General features: G+C 71.9%; 15 protein-coding genes and 3 pseudogenes. 7 read left to right on the top strand and 11 right to left on the bottom strand.

What is annotated here, in order from left to right:
• Positions 1 to 52: 52 nt before the first annotated feature.
• Positions 53 to 511 (top strand): Fur family transcriptional regulator, encoded by a 459-nt coding sequence (locus GA0070622_RS32855; protein ID WP_218060581.1) that lies wholly within the window; start codon positions 53 to 55, stop codon positions 509 to 511.
• Between the two features lie 88 nt (positions 512 to 599).
• The gene (locus GA0070622_RS33690) at positions 600 to 1,088 is read left to right on the top strand and encodes a CGNR zinc finger domain-containing protein (RefSeq protein WP_425412778.1); all 489 of its coding nucleotides are present in this window, start codon (positions 600 to 602) and stop codon (positions 1,086 to 1,088) included.
• Positions 1,089 to 1,625: 537 nt separating this feature from the next.
• Here GA0070622_RS33690 and GA0070622_RS33685 read toward each other — a convergent pair.
• Positions 1,626 to 2,264, bottom strand: a pseudogene (locus tag GA0070622_RS33685) (alanine--tRNA ligase-related protein); the annotation flags it as partial.
• Positions 2,265 to 2,723: 459 nt separating this feature from the next.
• Here GA0070622_RS33685 and GA0070622_RS13675 point away from each other — a divergent pair.
• Genes GA0070622_RS13675 through GA0070622_RS13660 form a run of 4 tightly spaced genes read left to right on the top strand, consistent with a single transcriptional unit; the run spans position 2,724 to position 8,249 of the window.
• Entirely contained in the window at positions 2,724 to 3,896 is a 1,173-nt protein-coding gene (locus GA0070622_RS13675) for an ATP-grasp domain-containing protein (protein WP_091573642.1), read from the top strand.
• Positions 3,896 to 5,515: an IucA/IucC family protein gene (locus tag GA0070622_RS13670; protein ID WP_091573641.1), complete on the top strand. Its 1,620-nt coding sequence runs from the start codon at positions 3,896 to 3,898 to the stop codon at positions 5,513 to 5,515. Before GA0070622_RS13675 ends, GA0070622_RS13670 begins: the two co-directional genes overlap by 1 nt.
• Positions 5,512 to 7,107 carry an IucA/IucC family protein gene (locus GA0070622_RS13665; protein ID WP_091573640.1) on the top strand — a complete coding sequence of 532 codons (1,596 nt, stop codon included), beginning with the start codon at positions 5,512 to 5,514 and terminating at the stop codon, positions 7,105 to 7,107. Before GA0070622_RS13670 ends, GA0070622_RS13665 begins: the two co-directional genes overlap by 4 nt.
• Entirely contained in the window at positions 7,104 to 8,249 is a 1,146-nt protein-coding gene (locus GA0070622_RS13660; RefSeq protein WP_091573639.1) for an alanine racemase, read from the top strand. The genes GA0070622_RS13665 and GA0070622_RS13660 overlap by 4 nt, the downstream gene beginning before the upstream one ends.
• Positions 8,250 to 8,296: 47 nt before the next feature.
• On the opposite strand, the gene rpsD is transcribed toward GA0070622_RS13660, so the two are convergent.
• Positions 8,297 to 8,905 carry a 30S ribosomal protein S4 gene (gene rpsD / locus GA0070622_RS13655; protein WP_091573638.1) on the bottom strand — a complete coding sequence of 203 codons (609 nt, stop codon included), beginning with the start codon at positions 8,903 to 8,905 and terminating at the stop codon, positions 8,297 to 8,299.
• 70 nt (positions 8,906 to 8,975) lie between these two features.
• On the opposite strand from rpsD, the gene GA0070622_RS13650 reads away from it, so the two are divergent.
• Positions 8,976 to 9,707: a DUF2470 domain-containing protein gene (locus GA0070622_RS13650; protein ID WP_091573637.1), complete on the top strand. Its 732-nt coding sequence runs from the start codon at positions 8,976 to 8,978 to the stop codon at positions 9,705 to 9,707.
• A 720-nt stretch (positions 9,708 to 10,427) separates the two neighbouring features.
• Here GA0070622_RS13650 and GA0070622_RS13645 read toward each other — a convergent pair.
• The 9 genes and pseudogenes from GA0070622_RS13645 to GA0070622_RS13615 form a co-directional block, all read right to left on the bottom strand.
• Positions 10,428 to 11,596, bottom strand: a protein-coding gene (locus GA0070622_RS13645; protein ID WP_091568968.1) for an IS3 family transposase whose coding sequence is annotated in 2 segments (ribosomal slippage) — positions 10,428 to 11,309 and positions 11,312 to 11,596 — 1,167 coding nt in all. Because the reading frame shifts where the segments join, the coding sequence is not laid out codon by codon here.
• A gap of 328 nt (positions 11,597 to 11,924) precedes the next feature.
• Complete coding sequence (locus GA0070622_RS13640) at positions 11,925 to 12,428, bottom strand: DUF6036 family nucleotidyltransferase (RefSeq protein ID WP_141684561.1); 504 nt, start codon at positions 12,426 to 12,428, stop codon at positions 11,925 to 11,927.
• A gap of 20 nt (positions 12,429 to 12,448) precedes the next feature.
• Entirely contained in the window at positions 12,449 to 12,835 is a 387-nt protein-coding gene (locus GA0070622_RS13635) for a hypothetical protein (RefSeq protein ID WP_091573635.1), read from the bottom strand.
• 678 nt (positions 12,836 to 13,513) lie between these two features.
• Complete coding sequence (locus tag GA0070622_RS13630) at positions 13,514 to 14,314, bottom strand: GNAT family N-acetyltransferase (RefSeq protein WP_091573634.1); 801 nt, start codon at positions 14,312 to 14,314, stop codon at positions 13,514 to 13,516.
• A gap of 19 nt (positions 14,315 to 14,333) precedes the next feature.
• Positions 14,334 to 14,588, bottom strand: a complete 255-nt coding sequence (locus GA0070622_RS33085) for a hypothetical protein (protein ID WP_245666239.1) — start codon at positions 14,586 to 14,588, stop codon at positions 14,334 to 14,336.
• A gap of 70 nt (positions 14,589 to 14,658) precedes the next feature.
• Positions 14,659 to 14,937: pseudogene (locus GA0070622_RS33450) on the bottom strand (MFS transporter); the annotation flags it as partial.
• Between the two features lie 83 nt (positions 14,938 to 15,020).
• Positions 15,021 to 15,614 (bottom strand): annotated as a pseudogene (locus GA0070622_RS13625) (MFS transporter); the annotation flags it as partial.
• Positions 15,615 to 15,720: 106 nt separating this feature from the next.
• Positions 15,721 to 17,283, bottom strand: a complete 1,563-nt coding sequence (locus tag GA0070622_RS13620; protein WP_281187038.1) for an FAD-dependent monooxygenase — start codon at positions 17,281 to 17,283, stop codon at positions 15,721 to 15,723.
• 79 nt (positions 17,284 to 17,362) lie between these two features.
• A complete protein-coding gene (locus GA0070622_RS13615; protein WP_091573633.1) occupies positions 17,363 to 18,997 on the bottom strand; it encodes a TlrC/CarA/OleB/SrmB family ABC-F type ribosomal protection protein in 1,635 nt (544 codons plus the stop codon).
• Between the last annotated feature and the right edge of the window lie 129 nt (positions 18,998 to 19,126).

The following is a 19,126-nucleotide window of genomic DNA, read 5'->3' as shown; positions in this document are numbered from 1 at the left end:
GGTTGTTGCCAGTATCTTGCAACAAGGTGGCGGTTGTCGTGAGGAGCGGGGATTGATCACATCGCAGACCGACCGGGTGAGCGCTGTGCTGGATCGGCTCCGCCGCGCCGGTCACCGCACGACCCTCGCGCGTCGCGGCGTCGTGCACGCGCTCGGCGAGGCCGCCGAAGAGCGCCAGCATCTCAGCGCGAGCGAGGTGCATCTCCGGCTCACCGGCCGAGGGCGGCCGGTGGAGTTGTCCACCGTGCACCGCGTACTCACCCACCTGGTGGACCTCGGGGTGGCCCACGTCGCGCCGGTCGGTGGCGCGGCGACGTTCGGGATGGCCGGCCGGCCGCACCACCAAGCGGTGTGCCAGGGCTGCGGCGGCATGCGCCAGCTACCGACCTCGGCGGTGGCTGGCACGGTCACGGCGGCCCGGGCGGTCGGCGTCGAGGTGGATCCGGACGGAGGTAACGGCGGAGTGGTCGTGTACGGGTGGTGCGCGTCGTGCCGCACCAGGATCACCTGATCGCGTCGGTTGGTCGCACGGCCGGGCCCGCCCCCGCAGGCAGCACCGGACGGATCTCACCGACCGCGGTGAGCTGACGGCGCCGGCGGTGTGCCTGGCCAACGCGCGGTTCCACGACATCACCCAGGCGAACGCCGTGGTGACCCGGTGGCCGGGCCTCAGCGACGGGCTCACGTCGACCGGCCTGGCGGTGCTGGCGTCGGCGGGCCGGCAGCTGCGCGCGGTCTTCGTCGACGCCGCCGCCGGCCGCGACCGAGAAGCTGTCGGGCGGCTCAACCGGCTGCTCACCCGGCACCGGCTGCGGCCGGTCATCTCCGGTACCGGCCCGTCGGATCGCCATCTGCACGTCGCCGCCGTGGGAAGCGCCCCGGCGGTCGAGTACGTGGCAGCGGCGGTGAGCGCGCTCGCGGTGTTCCTCTGCGACCAGGGCATCGACCGGTTCAAGGTGTGCGCCGAGCCGGCGTGCGGTGTGGTGTTCCTGGACGGGAGCACGAACCGGCGTCGTCGGTTCTGCTCGTCGCGCTGCGCCACCCGCGTGCACGTGCGGGCGCACCGCACGCGGCGGCGCGTCACCTGACGGGTGCTCAGATGCCCGCGGCGAGCGTGGCGAGAACCTCCTCGGCGGTGCGACCCGGGCTCCGCCCTGCGCCAAACGGGCGGTGCCGCCGCCGCGCCCGTCGAGGGTGGCCTTGACCAGGTGTACGGCGCCGAGCGGGTCCGATGTCGCCGCGGTGGTGGCGACGACCAGGCGGGTGTTGCGCGCCACGGACGCGGCGACCGCCACCACGCCGGGCTGGTCTTGGCGTAGCGCGGCGCGAATCAGCTCGGCGAGCTGCCGTGAGTCCTCGCTGTCGGCCGCGACGACGCCGACGTGGCGGGTGCCGTTGATGCGTACCGCGTCGACGGCGAGGCGTCGGGCGCACTGCCCGGTGAGCACTCGGGTGAGCTCGTCGGCGCGACGTTCCGCGGTCTTGGCGCGATCGAGCAGCGCGCCGATGCGCTCGGGCAGGTCCTCGCGCGGGGCCTGTAGCTGCGCGGCGAGCTGGGTGACGAGGTCCCGCTCCCGAGCGAGGTAGCGCAGCCCGTCGAGGCCGACGACCGCCTCGACGCGGCGGTGTCCGACGCCGACGGACGACTCGCCGGTCAGCGCGAGCAGGCCGATCTGGTTGGAGTGGGTGACGTGGGTGCCACCGCACAGCTCCCGGGACCAGGCCCCGCCGATCTCGACCACCCGGACCTGCTCGTCGTAGGTCTCCCCGAACAGGGCCAGGGCGCCTAGGTCCCGGGCCCGGGTCAGCGGCATGACCTGCGCGGTGACCGGGAGGTCGTCGCGCAGCGCCTGGTTGGCGCCGTCCTCGACCTCGCTGCGGGTGGCCGGGGACAGGCCGCCGGGCCAGGCGAAGTCCAGCCGCAGGTAGCCGGGCCGGTTGTAGGAGCCGGACTGCAACGCGGTCGGGCCGAGGACCTGCCGCAGCGCGGCGTGCAGCACGTGGGTGCCGGAGTGCGCCTGCCGGGCACCGAGGCGCCAGGTCGCGTCGACGTGCGCGGTGAGGCGGGCGCCGACCGTCAGGTGCCCGGCGGTGACGCGGACCTGGTGGGCGACGAGGCTCTTGACCGGTCGCTGCACGTCGATCACCTCGCCCGCGCCGTCAGGGCCGGTGAGGTGCCCGGCGTCGGCGACCTGTCCGCCGGACTCGGCGAAGAACGTGGTGACGTCGAGCACCACGGTGACGATCTGCCCAGGGGTGGGCATGGCGAACACACCACCTCGCACGAGGACGTCTACCGGCCGTCGGGGTTGCGAGAGCTGGCGGTCCTGCAACCAAGAGCCGCTCACCGGACCGCGACCGTTCCCAACCGCGCGAAAGTGCACCGTGCGCCGCTCGGTCCCTCGATGGTGCGGCAGTCCGCGCGGGTGGGTGCCCGTGGTCCCCACGGGCGTCTGGAGGCTCGGGGGCCAATGGTGCGAGAGGATGTGATCGCCGATGCGCGCCGCGACCGGTGACTTGGGCCAATCGATGACATCGTCGACGGGAAAGCGGCGGTCCCCCTCGACAGTGCGTGCGGTTGCGAGGTGGCCACGCGGCGGCCCGGGTAGCGCGTGCGGTGGGTCGAGCGCTCGATCGTCCGTGACGACGCGCCAGGTTACCGATGAACCGGATGAACCCCATATTTAGGGTAGGCTTTCCTAATGTCGAGTCGAGGGGGTGGGATGCGGCTCTATCTGACCGCGCTGAACCCCACTGACGCCGTCGTGGAAGGTTTTCTTCCGGCGGCGGACGCGCTCGGCCTGCCGATCACGGTGCTGACCGACCGCCCCGGCGAGTGGCCGTCCGGCGTCCCGGTGCGGCACTGCGCGGTCCGCGACGCGGCGGCGGTCGTCACGGCCACGGCGGCCGAGCCGCCTGCCGCGCTGCTGTCCAACAGCGACCACCTCCAGGAGGCGACCGCCGTCGCGGCCGGCAAGCTCGGTCTGCCGGGTAAGGATCCGGAGGCGGCCCGCCGCTGCAAGGACAAGGCGGCGATGCGCCGCGCGCTCGCCGCCGTCGGCCTCGATCCGGTCCGCGTGGTCACCGTCGAACCGAATGCCGCACCCACTGTGCCGGACGACCTCTTCCCCGCCGTGGTCAAGCCGCGCGACGGCGTGGCCAGCGAGGACGTGTACCTGGTGGCCGACCGGCGCGAGCTGGCGGCCCGGGTCGCCACGATCCGGCGGCGGCGGGCGGATGTGGCCCTGGTGGTCGAGGAGTACCTGGCCGGCGAGCTGCGCACCTACGACACCCTGGGCGACGGCGTGTCGCTGGCGGTGCTCGGCGGGTGGCGGACCGGCCTCGGTCCGCCGCCCACCTTCACCGAGACGAGCCTCGACTGGTCGCCTCCGTCGCCCGCCCACGACACGCGGCTCCGCGCGCTGCTCGGGGCGCTCGGCGTCGACTTCGGCGCCTGCCACACCGAGTACGTGGTGGGCGGCGACCGGGTTCGGCTGATCGAGGTGAACGACCGCCTGATCGGTGACCGGATGGACGTGATCCTCGCCGACCTGCTCGGGGTTCCGCTGTTCGCCCACGTGATCCGGTTGCACCTCGGCGAGCCGCTGGCCGCGATGGACGTGCCCGACCCGGTCGCGCTCGACCGGCACGCCCGGGTCGAGTACGTCTGCGCCGACCGGTCCGGCCGGCTCGCGGCGGCGCCCGGGTCGGTGGACACAATCCGCGACGGCGTCCGACTGTCCTGCCGGCCGCTGCTCGAGGCGGGCCGGGTCGCGGAGCACACCGGCACCAACCGCGACTACCTGGCCGTGTTGCACGGCATCGGACCCGACCCCGACGCTGTGCGGGCCGCGCTGACCGCGTTCCGGAACGAGCTGCGCTGGACGATCACCTGATGACCGACGACAGCGAACGGCAGGTCTTCCGCCGGGTGCTCGACGCCCTCCTGCGCGAGGACCACCTCGGCCTGCTCCGGCGCGGCCGGCTCCTCGGCTCCGACCGGTGGGAGGTGCCGCACGCCGGTGGGCTGTTGCGCATCCCGGTCCGCGCCGACGGGTTCCAGGCGGCCCTGCGCTGCGCGCGACCAACCGTGCGGGTGCGCGACCCGGACGGCCCGGACCGCGTGGTGGACAAGCTCGACGGCCTGCTCGCGCTGCTCGCCCCGGCCGACGACCCGGAGGCGGAGACCGGCTGGCGGACGTTCACCGCCGAGTGCCACGCCGATCTGCGGGCCCGCCGGCTCGCCACCCGAGCCCGGCCGGCGGTGTTCGCCGCGGTGGCCGCCGAACGGGCGACCGCGCCGGTCGGCATGCCGGCGGCGCTGCTCGACGACGTGCTCGCTGCGCACGCCGGCCATCCGGTCTACCCGACCGACCGGTGCCGGCACGGCCTCGACGACGACGACCTGCTCCGGTACGCCCCGGAGCACGCGCCCCGTTTCGCGCTGCGCTGGCAGGCCGCGTCCCGGGCGGCGGTGCGGCTCACCGGAGCGTTGCCCGCCTGGTGGCCGGCCGCGGACCGGGCCGACGACCTGCTGCTGCCGGTGCATCCGCTCACCGCGGCTCGGCACGCGCCGCCGCTGACCGAACGACCGGCGGTGATCGTGCGACCGACGCTGTCCATGCGCACGGTGGCGCTCGCCGACGACCCGTACACCCACCTGAAGCTGCCGCTGCCCACCGCGACGCTGGGCGCCCGCAACCGGCGCGGCCTGCGGCCGGACTCGTTGGCCGACGGAGCGGCGGTGGCCGGGCTGCTCGACCGGATCGCCGCCGCCGAACCGGCCTTCGCCGGCCGGATCCGGCACGCCGACGAGCGCACCTTCGGGCACACCGGCGACGACGGTCCGGCGTTCCTGATCCGCCGATTCCCCCGGAACCTGGCCGGATCGCGGGTGGTGCCGGTCGCGGCCCTCGCCGCGCCCGACCCGGAGGCCGGCACGGTGCTGGAGCGGGTCAGCGGCGGTCGGGCCGCCGCGGTGCTCGACTCCTATCTGGACCTGCTGCTCGACTGGCACGTCTGCCTGTGGCTCCGGTACGGCGTGGCGCTGGAGGCCCACCCGCAGAACATCCACGTGCTCCTCGCACCGGACGGAACGATCGGCCTGCTCTACAAGGACGACGACGGCGCCCGCCTCGACCCGCGCCACCACGACGCGGTGGCGCTGCGGGACGCGCGGATGTGGGTGACCGACCCCGGCGAACTGGCCGACGTGTTCGTGACCATCACCCTGCACCTGGCCGCCGCCGCGCCGCTGCTGGCGCTGGCCGCCCGGGGCGTGCCGGTGCCGACGCCGGCCGCCGCGCTGACACCACGACTCGTCGCCGCCCGGGACCGGTGGGGCGACGGGCCGGCCGCGCACGCATTCACCGACCGGGTGCTGTGCGCCGACCGGCTGCCGGTCAAGGCGATGGTCACCGCCGGCACTCTGCTGCCGAAGCAACGCCTCGGCTGCGCCGACGTCAACAAGTACTACCGGCGCACCGGCCCGAACTACCTGCGGGAGACGCGATGACGAGCACCGGCCTGCGCCCCCGGGCGGCGCGGCACACCCACCCGGCGGACCTGGCCGCCGCGCACGCCGTGTTCGGCTGCCTGGTCCGTGAGGTCGCCGCCCCCGCAGGCGAGGCCACCGTGGCCGGTGACCAGGTGCGGGTCCGGCTGCCGGCCACCGGCATGGCGTTGCGCTGCGCGGTGACCCGGCTGTCCCCGGTCGGCGCGCACCGCTACCACGGGCCGGTGCGCGCCCGCCCGGACGGCGGCCGGTGGGCAGAGGTGCACGCGGATCAACTGGCCGCTCTGGTGGCCGCGGAGCTGGCCGTGCGCACCGGCCGGAACAACTCCGAGTTCGTCGGGCAGGTGCAGGCGAGCCGGGAGGTGACCGCCCAACTGCTGGCCGGGCAGCCGGACACCGACCCCACGCCGACCGGGGACCCGGCGGTCGACGCCTACGTAGCCTCCGAGCAGTCGCTCGTCCTCGGCCATCCGCACCATCCCACCCCGAAGTGGCGCAGCGGCGACCCGGACGAATGGCGGGCGTACGCGCCGGAGCTGCGCACCGCGTTCCGGCTGCACTGGCTCGCCGTGCCGGACGGCCTGGTTGCCGGGGCCGGGCCCTTCGAGGAGTTGCTGGCCGCCCTGGACCCGCCACGCCCGCCGGCCGGGCACCGGGTGCTGCCGGTGCATCCGTGGCAGCTGAGGCTGATGCCACCGGTACATGCCCGGGTGCGGAGGCTCGGTGCGGCCGGAAGACCGGTGCGCCCCACCGCGAGCGTCCGCACCCTCTACTCCCCCGATGCCGACCTGTTCGTCAAGACCAGCCTGCACGTGCGCATCACCAACTGCCTGCGTAAGAACGCCCGGTACGAGCTGACCGGCGCGGTCGCGTTGACCGGGCTGCTCGCCGACGTGCCGCTGCCCGACGGCGTGGCTCTGCTGGCCGAGCCCGCCTACCGGACCGTCGACCTGCCCGGCGCGGACGAGGCGTACGGGACGATCCTGCGCACCGGGCTGCGCGCCCACCTGCGGCCCGGTCAGACGCCGGTGCTGGCGGCGGCGCTGGCCGCCGCACCGCTGCCGGTGTCCGACCCGGTCGACTGGTGGCGGCGTTACGTCGCGATGCTGGCGCCGGCCGTGCTGCGCGCCTGGTTGCGGCACGGAGTGGTGCACGAGTCGCACCTGCAGAACGTGGTCGTCGTGCGCGACCCCGACGGCCGCCCGGCGCGGATGCTGCTGCGCGACCTGGAAGGGGTGAAGCTCGACACCAGCCGCTGGACCGACTGGCCGCACGGCCTGCCCCGACAGGTGGGATACGGCCCGAAGGACGCCCGGCAACGGGTCGTCTACTGTCTGTTCGTCAACCACCTCGCCGGGATCTGCGGCGCACTCGCCGACGCCCGGCCCGGCATCGAGCCGGCCCTGTGGCGGGAGGTGCGCGAGGTGGTCGCGACGGTCGCCGCCGAACTGGACGACCCGCCGGAGCTGCGCGCGCTGCTGGCCGGCGAGCCGCTGGTCGCCAAGGCGAACCTGCTGGTGCGCTGGCGGCGCGACGCGGACCGGGCGGCGCCGTTCGTGCCGGTGCCGAACCCGTTCGGCGGTCGCGGGTGACCCGGCCGGTCTACGTCCACGACCTCGACGCGCTGACCGGGCACGCCCGGGCGATCCGCGCGGCGCTGCCGCCCGGGGTCGAGCTGCTGTACGCGATGAAGGCGAATCCGGAGCCGGACGTGTTACGCACGCTGGCACCGGTGGTCGACGGCTTCGAGACCGCGAGCCGAGGTGAGCTGCGACGCCTCACCGAGGTGCTGCCCGGCCGCCCGGCGGCGGCGTACGCCGGGCCGGGCAAGACCGGCGCGGACCTGGCAGCCGCGCTCGCCTCCGGGGTGGCGCGGATCCACGTGGAGTCCCCGGCCGAGTTGCGTCGCCTGGGCACGCTGGCGGTCGCCGGCGGCACACCGGCCAGGGTGCTGCTGCGGGTGAACCTGCCGTTGGACGCGCCCGGCGCGAGCCTGGTGATGGGCGGACGACCCAGCCCGTTCGGCATGGACCCGGCCGAGGCGGTGGCCTGCGCGCGCCGCCCCCCGGATGGGGTGGAGGTGCGTGGCGTGCACGTCCACCTGGCCAGCGGGTTGGACGGGCCGCTCGCCGCCACCGTGGCCGAGCATGTGGTCCGTTGGTCGGTCAACGAGGTCGGCGCCCGGGAGATCGATGTCGGCGGCGGCATGGCGGTCGACTACGGTGCCCCGGCGGCCCGGTTCGACTGGGCTGGTTACGGTCGCGCGCTGGGCGGCCTGCTCGACGCGTACCCGGGGGTGCGGCTGCGCGTCGAGCCGGGCCGTTCGGTCACCGTCTACTGCGGTGCGTACCTCACCGAGGTGATCGACGTGAAACGCTCCCACGGCGAATGGTTCGCGGTGGTCGCGGGCGGCACCCACCACCTGCGCACGCCCGCGGCCAAGGGCCACCCGCAGCCGTTCACCGTGCACCCGCGGCACGGCGGCGACGGCCCGCGCACCGACGGCGGGCCGGTGACCGTCGTCGGGCAGCTGTGCACCCCGAAGGACGTGCTGTCCCGCTCGACCGATGCCGGCCCGGTGGGCGTCGGCGACGTGCTGGTCTTCGCCATGGCCGGCGCGTACGCCTGGAACATCAGCCACCGCGACTTCCTGCTGCACGAGCCCCCGGAGTTTCGCACCGGCGACCCGCACCGGATCGCGGCCGGGTGGGCGGCCCGCCCGCCCGGCCGATGACCGCGGGCGGGGAGCGTGTCCTTGTCGTCGCCGGTTCGTCGTCCCCGTCAGCGGGAGTAGAACTCGACCACCAACTGCTCGTCGCAGATCACCGGCACCTCGCGACGGGCCGGTTCGCGCAGCAACGTCGCGCGCAGCCCGGCGAGTTCCACCGACAGGTACGGCCGGGGCTGTTCGTCGGCGTGCGCGCCGGCGGCGGCGAGCTGGAACGGCGGCAGGGTCCGGCTGCGTTCGCGGACCGCGACCACCTGGCCCGGCCGCAGCCGGTAGGACGGACGGTCGACCTTGTGTCCGTCGACGGTGAAGTGACCGTGCCCGACGAGTTGGCGCGCCTGGTAGATGCTGCGGGCCAGCCCGGCCCGGAGCACCACCGCGTCGAGACGCCGTTCCAGGAGCGTGACCAGCGACTCGCCGGTCTTGCCGGCGCCGCGGGCGGCCTCGTCGAACGTGCGGCGCAACTGGACCTCGCTGACGTTGTACTGGTGGCGCAGCCGCTGCTTCTCCAGCAGCCGCACCTGGTAGTCGGAGGTCTTGCGGCGGTTGCGGCCGTGCACACCCGGCGGGTAGGGGCGCCGCTCGACGTACCGCACGCACTTGCGCGTGAGCGGGACGCCGAGGGCGCGGGAGAGCCGGGCCTTGGGCCGGGGGTGGTTCACGTCGACGTCTCCGATCGAATGGTCTAGCCTGTTTATTAGGTAAGCCTAACCTATCTTGAGGAGGTCGAGGATGCGACCCAGCCCGGCGGAGATCGTGCGTACCCTGATCGCGGGCCGGCTGCCCGCTCTGGTCCACCTGGCCCGCGACCCAGGCCCGCACCAGGTCCGGCACGCCACCGACCCGGACGGACGGGTGCTGCTGCTGGTGCCGGTGTTCAGCGACCTCGCCGTGGCGCTGGCGCCGCCGGCCGGAGACAGCGACGTCGCCACCGTCCTCGACGTGCTCGACCTCCCGCCGGCCGCCGGCGCCCCCTCCCTCGGCCGGGCCTGGATCTCCGGCTGGGCCGAGCGCCTCGACGGCGACCAGGCCCGAGGCGCCGCACTGGACTTCGCCGCCACCCATCCGACCGGCGACCTGCTCGACCTGGGCACCCGGTTCCACCTGCACCGGTTCGAGGTGGCCGAGGCCCGCTGGGAACGCGCCGGCGGAGTCCGCCGCATCGACCCCGACGCGTACGCGGGGGCCGAGCCCGATCCGCTGCACCCGGTCGAGTCGGACCTGCTGGCCGACCTCACCGACCACCACGCCGACCAGGTCACCGGCTACCTGCGCCGCCGCCTGGCACTGCCCGGGGCCGAGTCGCCGCGCGTGGTCCGGATCGACCGGTACGGGCTGCTGATCGCCTACGGCCGGCCCGGCGCGACGCGGCGCACCCGACTCGCCTTCGAGCGGCCCGTCGCCGACGTCGCCGAGCTGTCCCGGCTGCTGCACCCGATGGTCTGCCCCCGGGCCGCCGCCTGAACGCGGCGGTGACCGTCCACGACGGCCGGCGCGTAGGTGCACCCGCCCGAACGCACTACGGTCGACGGCAACGCGCCGGCTGGTTCGCGCGGACTGAGGCTGGTCACCCCGGCCCTGGGGAGTCAGTCGACGTGGCTCGTTGCAGTCCGACGACGATCAGCCCGTCTCCCGCGCCGACGCCCTTCGCGCGCTCACCTCGCTCCGCCCGGCCCACCGCGCCGCCTGATCAGTAGACCGCCGCCGGCACCAGGCTCAGGACGGGCGAGCAGAACCACCGCGCGACCTGTCGGCCAGGCGAAAGGCCTTACCGGTCTGAACGATCAGTAACGGCGCATGACCACGCCTCTGCGGCCACGACAGGTCACCCCGCTCCCCCAGCAGGAGGCGCGGCAAGTCCGCCCACTGCCGGAGACACCGTCTGCGGTCGGGCGGCAACGATCGACCGTGCAGTGACCAACTTGCTCTCTGCCGACGAGATTCATGACAGCCTCTACCGCTCCGGCGGCACACGCCTGCTCGCCGAGCCGGACACTCCGCCGACACCCGTTCAACCCGACGCAGCGGGTCCGGACGGTTCTACATTGATGAAAGCATCAAGGAGAGCGCCGGATAAGCGTTCGCGCCAGGCCGAGCCCAATGCGGCAGCCATACTATTCGGGGCGTCAGCTGCAACTCTATTTTTGGCCTTGGGTCTGCTGCACCGGCAGGTGACAGGCGTAGTCACGCGGCCTGACTGGCCGGTGGGTGCATGATGGTCTCGAATTCAACGGGGGTCAATCGGGACAGTGACCGTTGGCGTCGGCGGCGGTGGTAGGTCCGTTCGATCCAGGTCACGATCGCGATCCGTAGTTGCTGGCGGGTGGTCCATGATCGTCGGTTGAGGACGTTGTTCTGCAGGAGGCCGAAGAAGGATTCCATGGCGGCGTTGTCGCCGGCGGCGCCGACACGGCCCATCGATCCGGCCATCCGGTGGCGGTGGAGGGCTCGGACGAATTTCCTGGAACGGAATTGGGATCCGCGGTCGGTGTGCAGGATGCAGCCGGCCAGGTCACCGCGTCTGGCTGCGGCGTTGTCCAGTGCGGCGACGGCCAGGCGGGACTTCATCCGCGAGTCGATGGAGTAGCCGACGATGCGGTGGGACCAGACGTCCTTGATCGCGCACAGGTAGAGCTTGCCCTCGGCGGTGTGGTGCTCGGTGATGTCGGCCAGCCACAGCCGGTTCGGGCCGTCGGCGGTGAAATTCCGCCGGACCAGGTCGTCGTGCACCGGCGGGCCGACCTTGCCGCCCTTACCCCGACGCTTGCGCTTGCCGAAGGCGCTCCACCAGCCGTTGCCGGAGCAGATCCGCCACGCGGTGCGGTCGGCCATCGGCTGCCCGGCGTCGCGGGCCTCGTCGACCAGGAACCGGTAGCCGAACTCCGGATCGTCGCGGTGGGCGTCGAACAACGCGTTGGCCCGGTACGCCGCCACCAGGTCGGCGATGGTGACCGGTCGGGCCAGCCACCGGTAGTAGGGCTGGCGAGCGATGTTCAATACCCGGCACGTCACCGCCACGGGGATCCCGTCGGCGGCCAGCTCGCTCACGAGCGGGTAGAGCCTTTTCCCGGCAGATGCGCCTGCGACAGGTAGGCAGCGGCCCGGCGCAGGACCTCGTTCTCCTGCTCCAACAACCGGATCCGCTTGCGCGCCTCGCGTAGCTCGGCCGACTCATCGCTGGCCGTCCCCGGCATGACGCCAGCGTCGATGTCGGCCTGGCGCAGCCACTTGAACAGCGTCATCGGGTGGACCCCGAAGTCCTTGGCGATCTGCTCGACGGTCACGCCTGGCTCGCGGTCGCGAGCGACACGCACGACGTCATCGCGGAACTCTCTGGGGTAGGGCTTGGGCACAGCGACATCCTTCCAGCCTGCCCGCAGGGCAAGCCATCTCAGATGTCACCTATCGGTGCAGCAGACCCCTTCGGCTGGTGTTCGCGGCGCGGCCACGCAAGCATCCACCGACCCAGCAGTATGGCCCCGGACTCGATATCTAGAGACCGCCACGTCGTCGCTGAACACTCGTGCAGGTGAAACAGTGAACGGATCCTGCCTCTCGGTGGCTGGCCCCAAACCGCAACAGATTCGGTCAACTCGCTCCAGTGGTGGCCGAAGTACGCAGGCAACCATTTGCAGACCGGTACTATCGGTGTTCTTTACGCACTTGACGGAAGTGCTCGACCTACTCGAACAGTTCGCGGATGACTCCCATGGCCCGCGGCGAAACAATCTCGTCAGGGTAGAAGTCGCTGCACAGACGTAGGGCGTCATCCACTGTCGCCACCTTGGCCAACGCTGCCAGGGTCCGAAGGTCGTCCACGTCGCGGGCCCGCGCCGCGAGCGCCTTCATTGCGAAGATATGCTCCGGCGAGGCCGCCATCACGCGCAGGCCGAGGTGGTCGAAGACCCGCCGCCTGCCTGGGTCGTCCTTGCCGGAGACATACACGCTGGCCTGCTCGTTGAGCCACCACGTCGGCAGTCCGAGTTCATCGGCCACCGCACGCGCCTCGTCGAGGACGACACCGTGCGGGACGAACATCGCATCGACGTCCCTGGTCACCCGTTTCGCATCGTAAGCGAGCGCCATCGCAGCACCACCCACAACGAAGATGTCGGCGACGACCCCGCGGCGGACAAGCCGCTCGCCCAGGCGAGCAAATGCCCGTTCGAGCTCCGCGCGCCCCATCAGGACGCCGCCTGACCCGCTCACGCCGCCGCCAGGTCGTGAACGGACAGGTACACGCCATGCTTTCGAAATGCAGCCGGCGCCCATGCCAGGGCGTCGGCCCGGTGGATGGCCAGTTCGGCCGGGAACCACGCCCGCCGCAGCACACGCGCGTCGACCCATGCGGGCGGAGCAAGATCTGCCTGAGCCAGCAGGTGCTCCGCGACTGCGGCAAGTAGCGCATCCCACCGAGAGTCCCCAGTCAGCCGGGGCTCCTCGCTCAACAGGTCGACCCTGGTTTCTGCGGGTTCCCAGCGGTACTCCTCGAGGAACTCCCATACGAGCTTCCAGCGAGTCTGGTCGGTGTCCGCGGATGTCAGGTGGGTGGCGAGCCTGGCCAGACTCATCGGTTCGTAGCTGGAACCCATCGGGCAAACCTCATCTTCGAGCCGACAGCTTCATCCGTTGCAGACTATCGCGGAGCCGACCGCGAACACCGCAGAGGTGAGGTGGCGACGGGGTCCGATTTTCGTGCTGCGCCCCTGCTCGGACCGTTCACTCACGCTGCGCGCTCGGGATCACTCTTGTGATCTCGGCCAAAGGCGGCGCGGTCCGTGACGTTGTCGCGAACTTACAGAGGGTGGATGCGTGCGTGGCTCGAGTTTCTCGCGGAGGTGACGGCGCAGTCGAGCGGGACTCAGTGTGCGACATTCTGGAGAAACCTCAATCCTGTCCGCCACCGGCGCCCAGCCCGCCGCGCCTGTCCTGGCGTGTGCTCCTTGGTGACCGCGCAGCGGAGGGCAATTCAGCGACGGTTGGCGCTACTGTTCGCAGCTGTCGTCGCCGGCACTGGCCTGGTTGTGGTCGACCCGAGGCCACGCGCCGCGCACGCTGCGGCGTGCGCCCGGAGCACTCCGCTGTGAATCAGCCAGCCCGCCGCGCCTGTCCTGGCGTGTGCTCCTTGGTGACCGCGCAGCGGAGGGCAATTCAGCGACGGTTGGCGCTACTGTTCGCAGCTGTCGTCGCCGGCACTGGCCTGGTTGTGGTCGACCCGAGGCCACGCGCCGCGCACGCTGCGGCGTGCGCCCGGAGCACTCCGCTGTGAATCAGGATGCCACTTCCGCTCTGGCTGGAGAAACGTGGAAGCCCCGTACCAACAACTTACCCAGGCTGATGTCGTCGACGTAGGCGCCGTCGATCAGGAACTCGTCGGCGTGTCGGCCTTCGACGACATAACCGTGCTGTTCGTAGAGCCGGATGGCGCCGGTGTTGGTCTCCAGGACGCGCAGTCCGATTTTCTTCACACCGTGTGAACCGGCGAGACGTTCGGCGGCCGAGAGCAGGGCCGAAGCGATACTCATACGACGGGCCTGCTCGGCCACCATCAAATTCCACAGGCCGAAGACGTGAGCCCCCTCCGGGAACTGCACCGTCCGGTGGGTGCTCACGGTGCCGACGAGCTGGCCGCCGAGCGCGGCGACCAGGTGCGTTTCGGGCCTCCGTCGTTCGTTGAAGTAGGCCGTTCGCTGCTCGGCGCGGGTGGAGGGTAGTTCCGACCCGACGGTCCACGCCGACCGGTCGAGGGTGAGGAGAGCGGCGTCGTCCTCGGTCGTGGCGGGTCGCACCAGGGGCAGCCAGTCGACGGTGAGCGGATCCCTGGTCGCGAATCGCAGCAGGTGGCGGGTGATGGTGTCCGCCACCGCCGCGATGTCGTCCGCCGCGTCGGCTCTGACGATCAGGTCGAGGTGGGCGGTCGAGGGCACGAGCAGGCAGCTGCCGACGCTGAAGGAGATGGACCCGCGTTCCTCGTCGAGTTTGGTGGGCACCTTGCGCCCCATGTGTGAGACCAGATGCTTGAGGTGGCGGTGGGGGCGGTCGGTGACGACGCGTGCGGTCGAGTAGAGCATCTGATGCCTTTCCGGCAGTTCAGGCAGCGATGACCGCGTCGGCGGGGCGGCTGTCCTGGGTCTGGCTCTCCCGGTCGGAAGAGCCACGGAGCGCCGCCTCGACCCGGCGGTTGCTGGTCATGGTCGACGTGACGGCGGTCATGGCGAGGAGGAGACCGGCGGCGTAGAGCGGCGTGCGTACGTCGAAGGTGGTGGCCAGCCAGCCGCCGAGAAAGGCTCCGAACGGGGCGGCGCACATGGCCAGCATGCGGGAGGTGGAGGTGACGCGGCCCATCAGGGCGGCTGGGACTGATCGCCTGCCGCAGGGAGGGTGCGAGCATCATCGTGGCGCCCATGCCGGTTCCGCAGATCGCGAGCGCCAGCCCGGCCAGGTAGGGGTTCGGGGCTGCGGCCAGGCCCAGGACGGCAAGCCCTTCGGCGGCGGCTGTGCAGGTCAGTGCGGTGCCGGTGCCGAGTCGCCGGCCAAGGTGTGAGGCGATGCCCGCACCGAGCAGGCCGCCGGTGGCTTCTGCCGTAAGGAGCAGGCCGAAGCCGTAGGTGTCGATGCCGAGACGGTCGTGTGCGAAGAGGGCGAGGACGGTCCCCACCGCGAGGAAGGCGACGTTCCCGACCGCCGGGCGCAAGGCGAGCCCGAGCAGCAACCGGTTCCGGAAGACGTACGCTGCTCCGGCCCGCCCTGCCGGAGCAGCGATTCGCGGGCCTGCGGCACGGGCCGGGACACGGCGGGCAGCGACCGAACGAGCAGTGCGGAGAGTACGAACGACACCGCGTCGGCGAGCAGCGGAACCGCCCGCCCGAGCGCGAGCAGCGCACTGCCCGCGGGCGGCCCCGCGAAGCCGGACATGGCGGTCTGGGCACCCCGTAGGCGAGAGTTGGCTCGCTCCAGGAGTGCGGGGTCGCGGCCGAGCAGTTCCGGCAGATAGGCGGTGGCGGCGGTGTCGAAGAGGAGTCCGCCGAGGCCGAGCAGAAAGGCGACGGCCGCGAGCAGCGGAACGTTCAGGACGTCGAACGCGGCTGCCGCCGCCGGAATCGCAAGCGACACCGCACGCGCCGCGTCCGTGACCCACATCGTGCGTCGGCGGTCCCAGCGGTCCACCAGCGCACCGCCGAGCACCCCGAAGAGCAGCCATGGCAGTGTCCCGGCGGCCGTGACGACGGCGAGCGCCATCGGGTCCCGCGTCACCATCAACGCGAGCAGCGGCAGCGCGGCGTGCGAGACCCCGTCACCGAGCGAGGACACCGTCTGTGCAGCCCACAGCCGCCCGAACCCGACCGGCAACCTCCGCAGGTCAGAGGTCATCCGGCACTTCCCTCGACCCGACCGCGCGGTGCCGGGTGGAACAGGGCGATCGACGCGGGTAACCGAACCCCCGGATGTCCCCGCACCCTGTGCGTCCGTACCACCTTCACGACGCCGGTCCGTTCGAGCAGCCGTCCGCGAGAGCTGGCACTCCCCTGCTCATTGGCGGTGTGCCGAACCAGCGGGAGAGCGCGTCTCGCAACGTGGCCCCGGCGGTGGCGGTGGGTTCGTCGAGCGTCGCGGCCCAGGCGACATGCCCGTCGGGACGGATCAGGAGGGCGTCTGCTGGCGGGGTGTCAGTCTTCGCGGTGCGGATGTCGACGCGAGCGACCCAGTCGCCGGCAATCTGGCGCAGCTCGGGGCGGTCGGCAAGGTCGAGGAAGACGGGCCGCGCGGTGTGCATGAGCTCCGCGACGTTGGTGGTGCCCCGGTCGGTGTGCAGGGTGAGGTCGGGTGCGAAGGTGCCGGCCAGGGCGTGGTGGCCGGCACCCGGCATCGGGTAGCGGACGTCGGCTTGGGCGACGAGTGCTCCCATCCGGCGCAGCGCCGGCTCGTCGACGACCAGTTCCTGGAAGACCTGCCGGAGCGCTTCGGCGGCCGGGTCGTGTCCGCGCCTCAGTGCCGCCTGGGCTCGGGTCTGCAGCTGTGCACGTGCGCCGGCGAGCTGACGCTCGTCGTGGTACGTGTCCAGCAGGCCGGCCGGCGCCCAGCCGTGGATGTCGGCGCCCAGCTTCCAGGCGAGGTTGACCGTGTCGAGCATGCCGACGGTGAGTGCCGTACCGGTGGCGGGGAACAGGTGGGCTGCGTCGCCGGCCAGCATGATCCGTCCGTGGCGGTAGCGTTCGGCCTGCCGATCCTTGAACGTGTATCGCGACAGCCGGATCGGTTCCCCCAGGGGAAGGTCCGCGCCGAGCACACGGCGAGCGCTCTGGGCGAGTTCGGTCAGGGTCAGCGGTTCGTCGTCGTCGTACTCGGCGGTTTCGTCCTCGGTGATCTGCATGGACAGGACGCCGGCGGTGATCGCGAACGCGAACACCCCGCGGTCCGTCCGGGTGAATCCCGCCCGGATCCGGCCCAGTCCGGGAACGTCGATGTCGCCGTTGTCGAGCACCGTCACCGAGTCGGGCACGGTGACCTGGCCCAGCCTGTTGACCTCCGGGTAGGTCACGCCGGGGAACGCGATCCCCGCGAGGTCGCGGATCCGGCTGCGCCCGCCGTCGCAACCGACCAGGTATCGAGCGGTCACTCGGTCAGGCCCGTTCGGTCCACGCACGTCCGCGGTCACCGTGGCATCGTTCTGAGTCACCCCGACCACGTCGTGTCCGCGACGGACGTCGGCGCCGAGTTCCCGCGCGCGTTCCTCGAGCAGTCGCTCGACCTCCCGCTGCGGAATCGGCATCGCCCGCATCGGCGGATCCGCCAGGTGCGTGAAGTCCAGGTGCATGGTGCCGAACGGAAATCGAGCGGCCACCTGGGGATTGCTGCTGGCTTCCTCGAATCGCCGCAGAATTCCCCGGTGGCGCAGCAGGTCCAGGATCCGCCCGCCGAGGCCGCTGGCCTTCGGGATGTCTCGCGGCTGCGGGTGGCGCTCCAGCACCACCGTTCGGGCTCCGGCCAGGCGCACTTCCCCGGCCAACATCAAGCCCGCCGGACCGGCGCCCACGATGATGACGTCAGTGTCCTTTACTTGCCATTCCCCTCTGAGGTTCTCTTCTGCTCATGGCACCGCCGTCGCGGCAGGTCCGGCGTCAGCCGGTCCTCTCGCTGAGTTGTTCCACGTGGCCGGCACGTAGCTGTAGGTGCGTGGCGGCGAATCGAGCCCGCATCCGGCGGTCGTGGGTGACGACGACCACCGCGCCCGGGTAGTCGACCAGCGCCTGCTCCAACTCCTCGACCAGAGCAGGGCTGAGGTGATTGGTCGGCTCGTCCAGCAGCAGCAGGTCGACCGGCTTGCTGACCAGGCGGGCCACTTCGAGCCTGCGGAGTTGTCCGTACGACAACTCCCGCACCCGCAACCGCAGGTCGATCGGACGAAACAGGCCCAGCGACAGCAGTTCGTCCGGGTCACCAGCCGGCCCACCGGCGAACGCTTCCAGCACGGTCAGGTTCGGCGACCACGGCGTCATCTGCTGCCGCAGGTGACCGATCCGGCCCTGCGTGCGTACCGTTCCATGGTCCGGGCGCAGTTCTCCTGCCAGGACCCGGATGAGGGTGGACTTGCCCGCACCGTTGGGCCCGGTGACCAGAAGCCGGTCCGTGCCGCCGATCCGCAGTGACGGCACGTACAGCCGGTCGGTGACGCGAACCTCGGTGAGCTCGGCAACCGTCTCCGGGGCGTCCTTGTCGACGCCGGTGATGCTGGCCGAGAACACCAGCGGGTCGGGCGGCGGCGCGACGGGGTCTGCCGTGAGACGCTCGATGCGCTCCTTGGCGTTGCGGATGCGTCCCATCGCACCGTGATCACGGCCGCGGGCACGGAAGGCGCCGTGCCCGAACTTGGCCATCGGCGCCTTCCGCGGGATCGCTTCCAGACGGAACGCGTTCGCGGCAACGAGCTTACGGTTACGGACCAGCTGGTGGCGCCAGTCTTCGTACTCCTGTAGCCGACGGCGGCGTTCGGCGGCCGTGGTGGTCAGGTACCCGTCGTAGCCGTCGCCGTGGCGTGTCACCCTGCCCTGACCGACGTCCAGGATCGTGTCGGTGACCCGGCTGAGGAACTCCCGGTCATGGGTGACCGCGAGCAGTGTGCCGCGGTGCTGCCGCAGGCGCGCCTCCAGCCAGCCCACGGCCTGATCATCGAGGTCGTTGGTCGGCTCGTCGAGCAACAGCAATTCCGGCTCGGAGGCCAGCGTGGCAGCCAGCGCCAACCGGGAGCGCTCCCCACCGGACAGGGTGCCCAGCGCCCGCGTGCGGTCCAGATTCGGCAGGCCGAGCCGGTGCAACGCCTTCTCGACCCGGGTGTCCGCCCCGTACCCGCCCCGTGCTTCGTAACGGGAGACCAGCCCGGCGTAGTGGTCCAGGCCGGCGACGAGTTCAGCCCTCGACAGACCGTTCAGTCCGGCCTCGGTGTGCATGATCAGCGACTCGAGCTCGCGGAGGTCGGCCAGGATGAGGTCGATCGCGTCCTGGACCGAGGAATGTGGCGGCAGCGCCAGCGACTGGGCCAGGTAGCCGACACCTCCCGGGGCGATCACCGTCAGGTCCCCGTTGTCGGGTCGGTCCACTCCGGCGATCAGGCGTAGCAGGGTCGACTTCCCGGCGCCGTTGTCGCCGATGATGCCGACCTTCTCGCCCGGTTTGACGCTGAAGGACACGCCGGCCAGCACGGTGCGCTCGTCGTAGCGGCGGATGATGTCATGCAGCGAAAGTTGCGACGCGAGCAAGACGCCCCCTGATCTGGCAGGTGGACAAGGACATGTTGGTGACGGCCGTTCGGCCGCGACGGCCGGGTGCCGACGGAGGGCTCTCGACCGGTTGCGGCGCCGCCTCGTTGGGCTACGTTCACCGAGATG

The organism is Micromonospora sediminicola (genome assembly GCF_900089585.1).
Taxonomy (GTDB): Bacteria; Actinomycetota; Actinomycetes; order Mycobacteriales; family Micromonosporaceae; genus Micromonospora; species Micromonospora sediminicola.
Note: the sequence above shows the minus strand (reverse complement) of the source record. Positions and strands in the feature narration are given on the sequence as shown.

Bases quoted from the DNA above. Each gene is read 5' to 3' on its own strand.
- GA0070622_RS13640 (WP_141684561.1), bottom strand. From the start codon at position 12,428: ATGGGGCGCGCGGAGCTCGAACGGGCATTTGCTCGCCTGGGCGAGCGG.
- GA0070622_RS13635 (WP_091573635.1), bottom strand. From the start codon at position 12,835: ATGGGTTCCAGCTACGAACCGATGAGTCTGGCCAGGCTCGCCACCCAC.
- GA0070622_RS13650 (WP_091573637.1), top strand. From the start codon at position 8,976: ATGCGACCCAGCCCGGCGGAGATCGTGCGTACCCTGATCGCGGGCCGG.
- GA0070622_RS33085 (WP_245666239.1), bottom strand. From the start codon at position 14,588: ATGGGCCGCGTCACCTCCACCTCCCGCATGCTGGCCATGTGCGCCGCC.
- GA0070622_RS13670 (WP_091573641.1), top strand. From the start codon at position 3,896: ATGACCGACGACAGCGAACGGCAGGTCTTCCGCCGGGTGCTCGACGCC.
- GA0070622_RS13675 (WP_091573642.1), top strand. From the start codon at position 2,724: ATGCGGCTCTATCTGACCGCGCTGAACCCCACTGACGCCGTCGTGGAA.
- GA0070622_RS13665 (WP_091573640.1), top strand. From the start codon at position 5,512: ATGACGAGCACCGGCCTGCGCCCCCGGGCGGCGCGGCACACCCACCCG.
- GA0070622_RS13630 (WP_091573634.1), bottom strand. From the start codon at position 14,314: ATGCTCTACTCGACCGCACGCGTCGTCACCGACCGCCCCCACCGCCAC.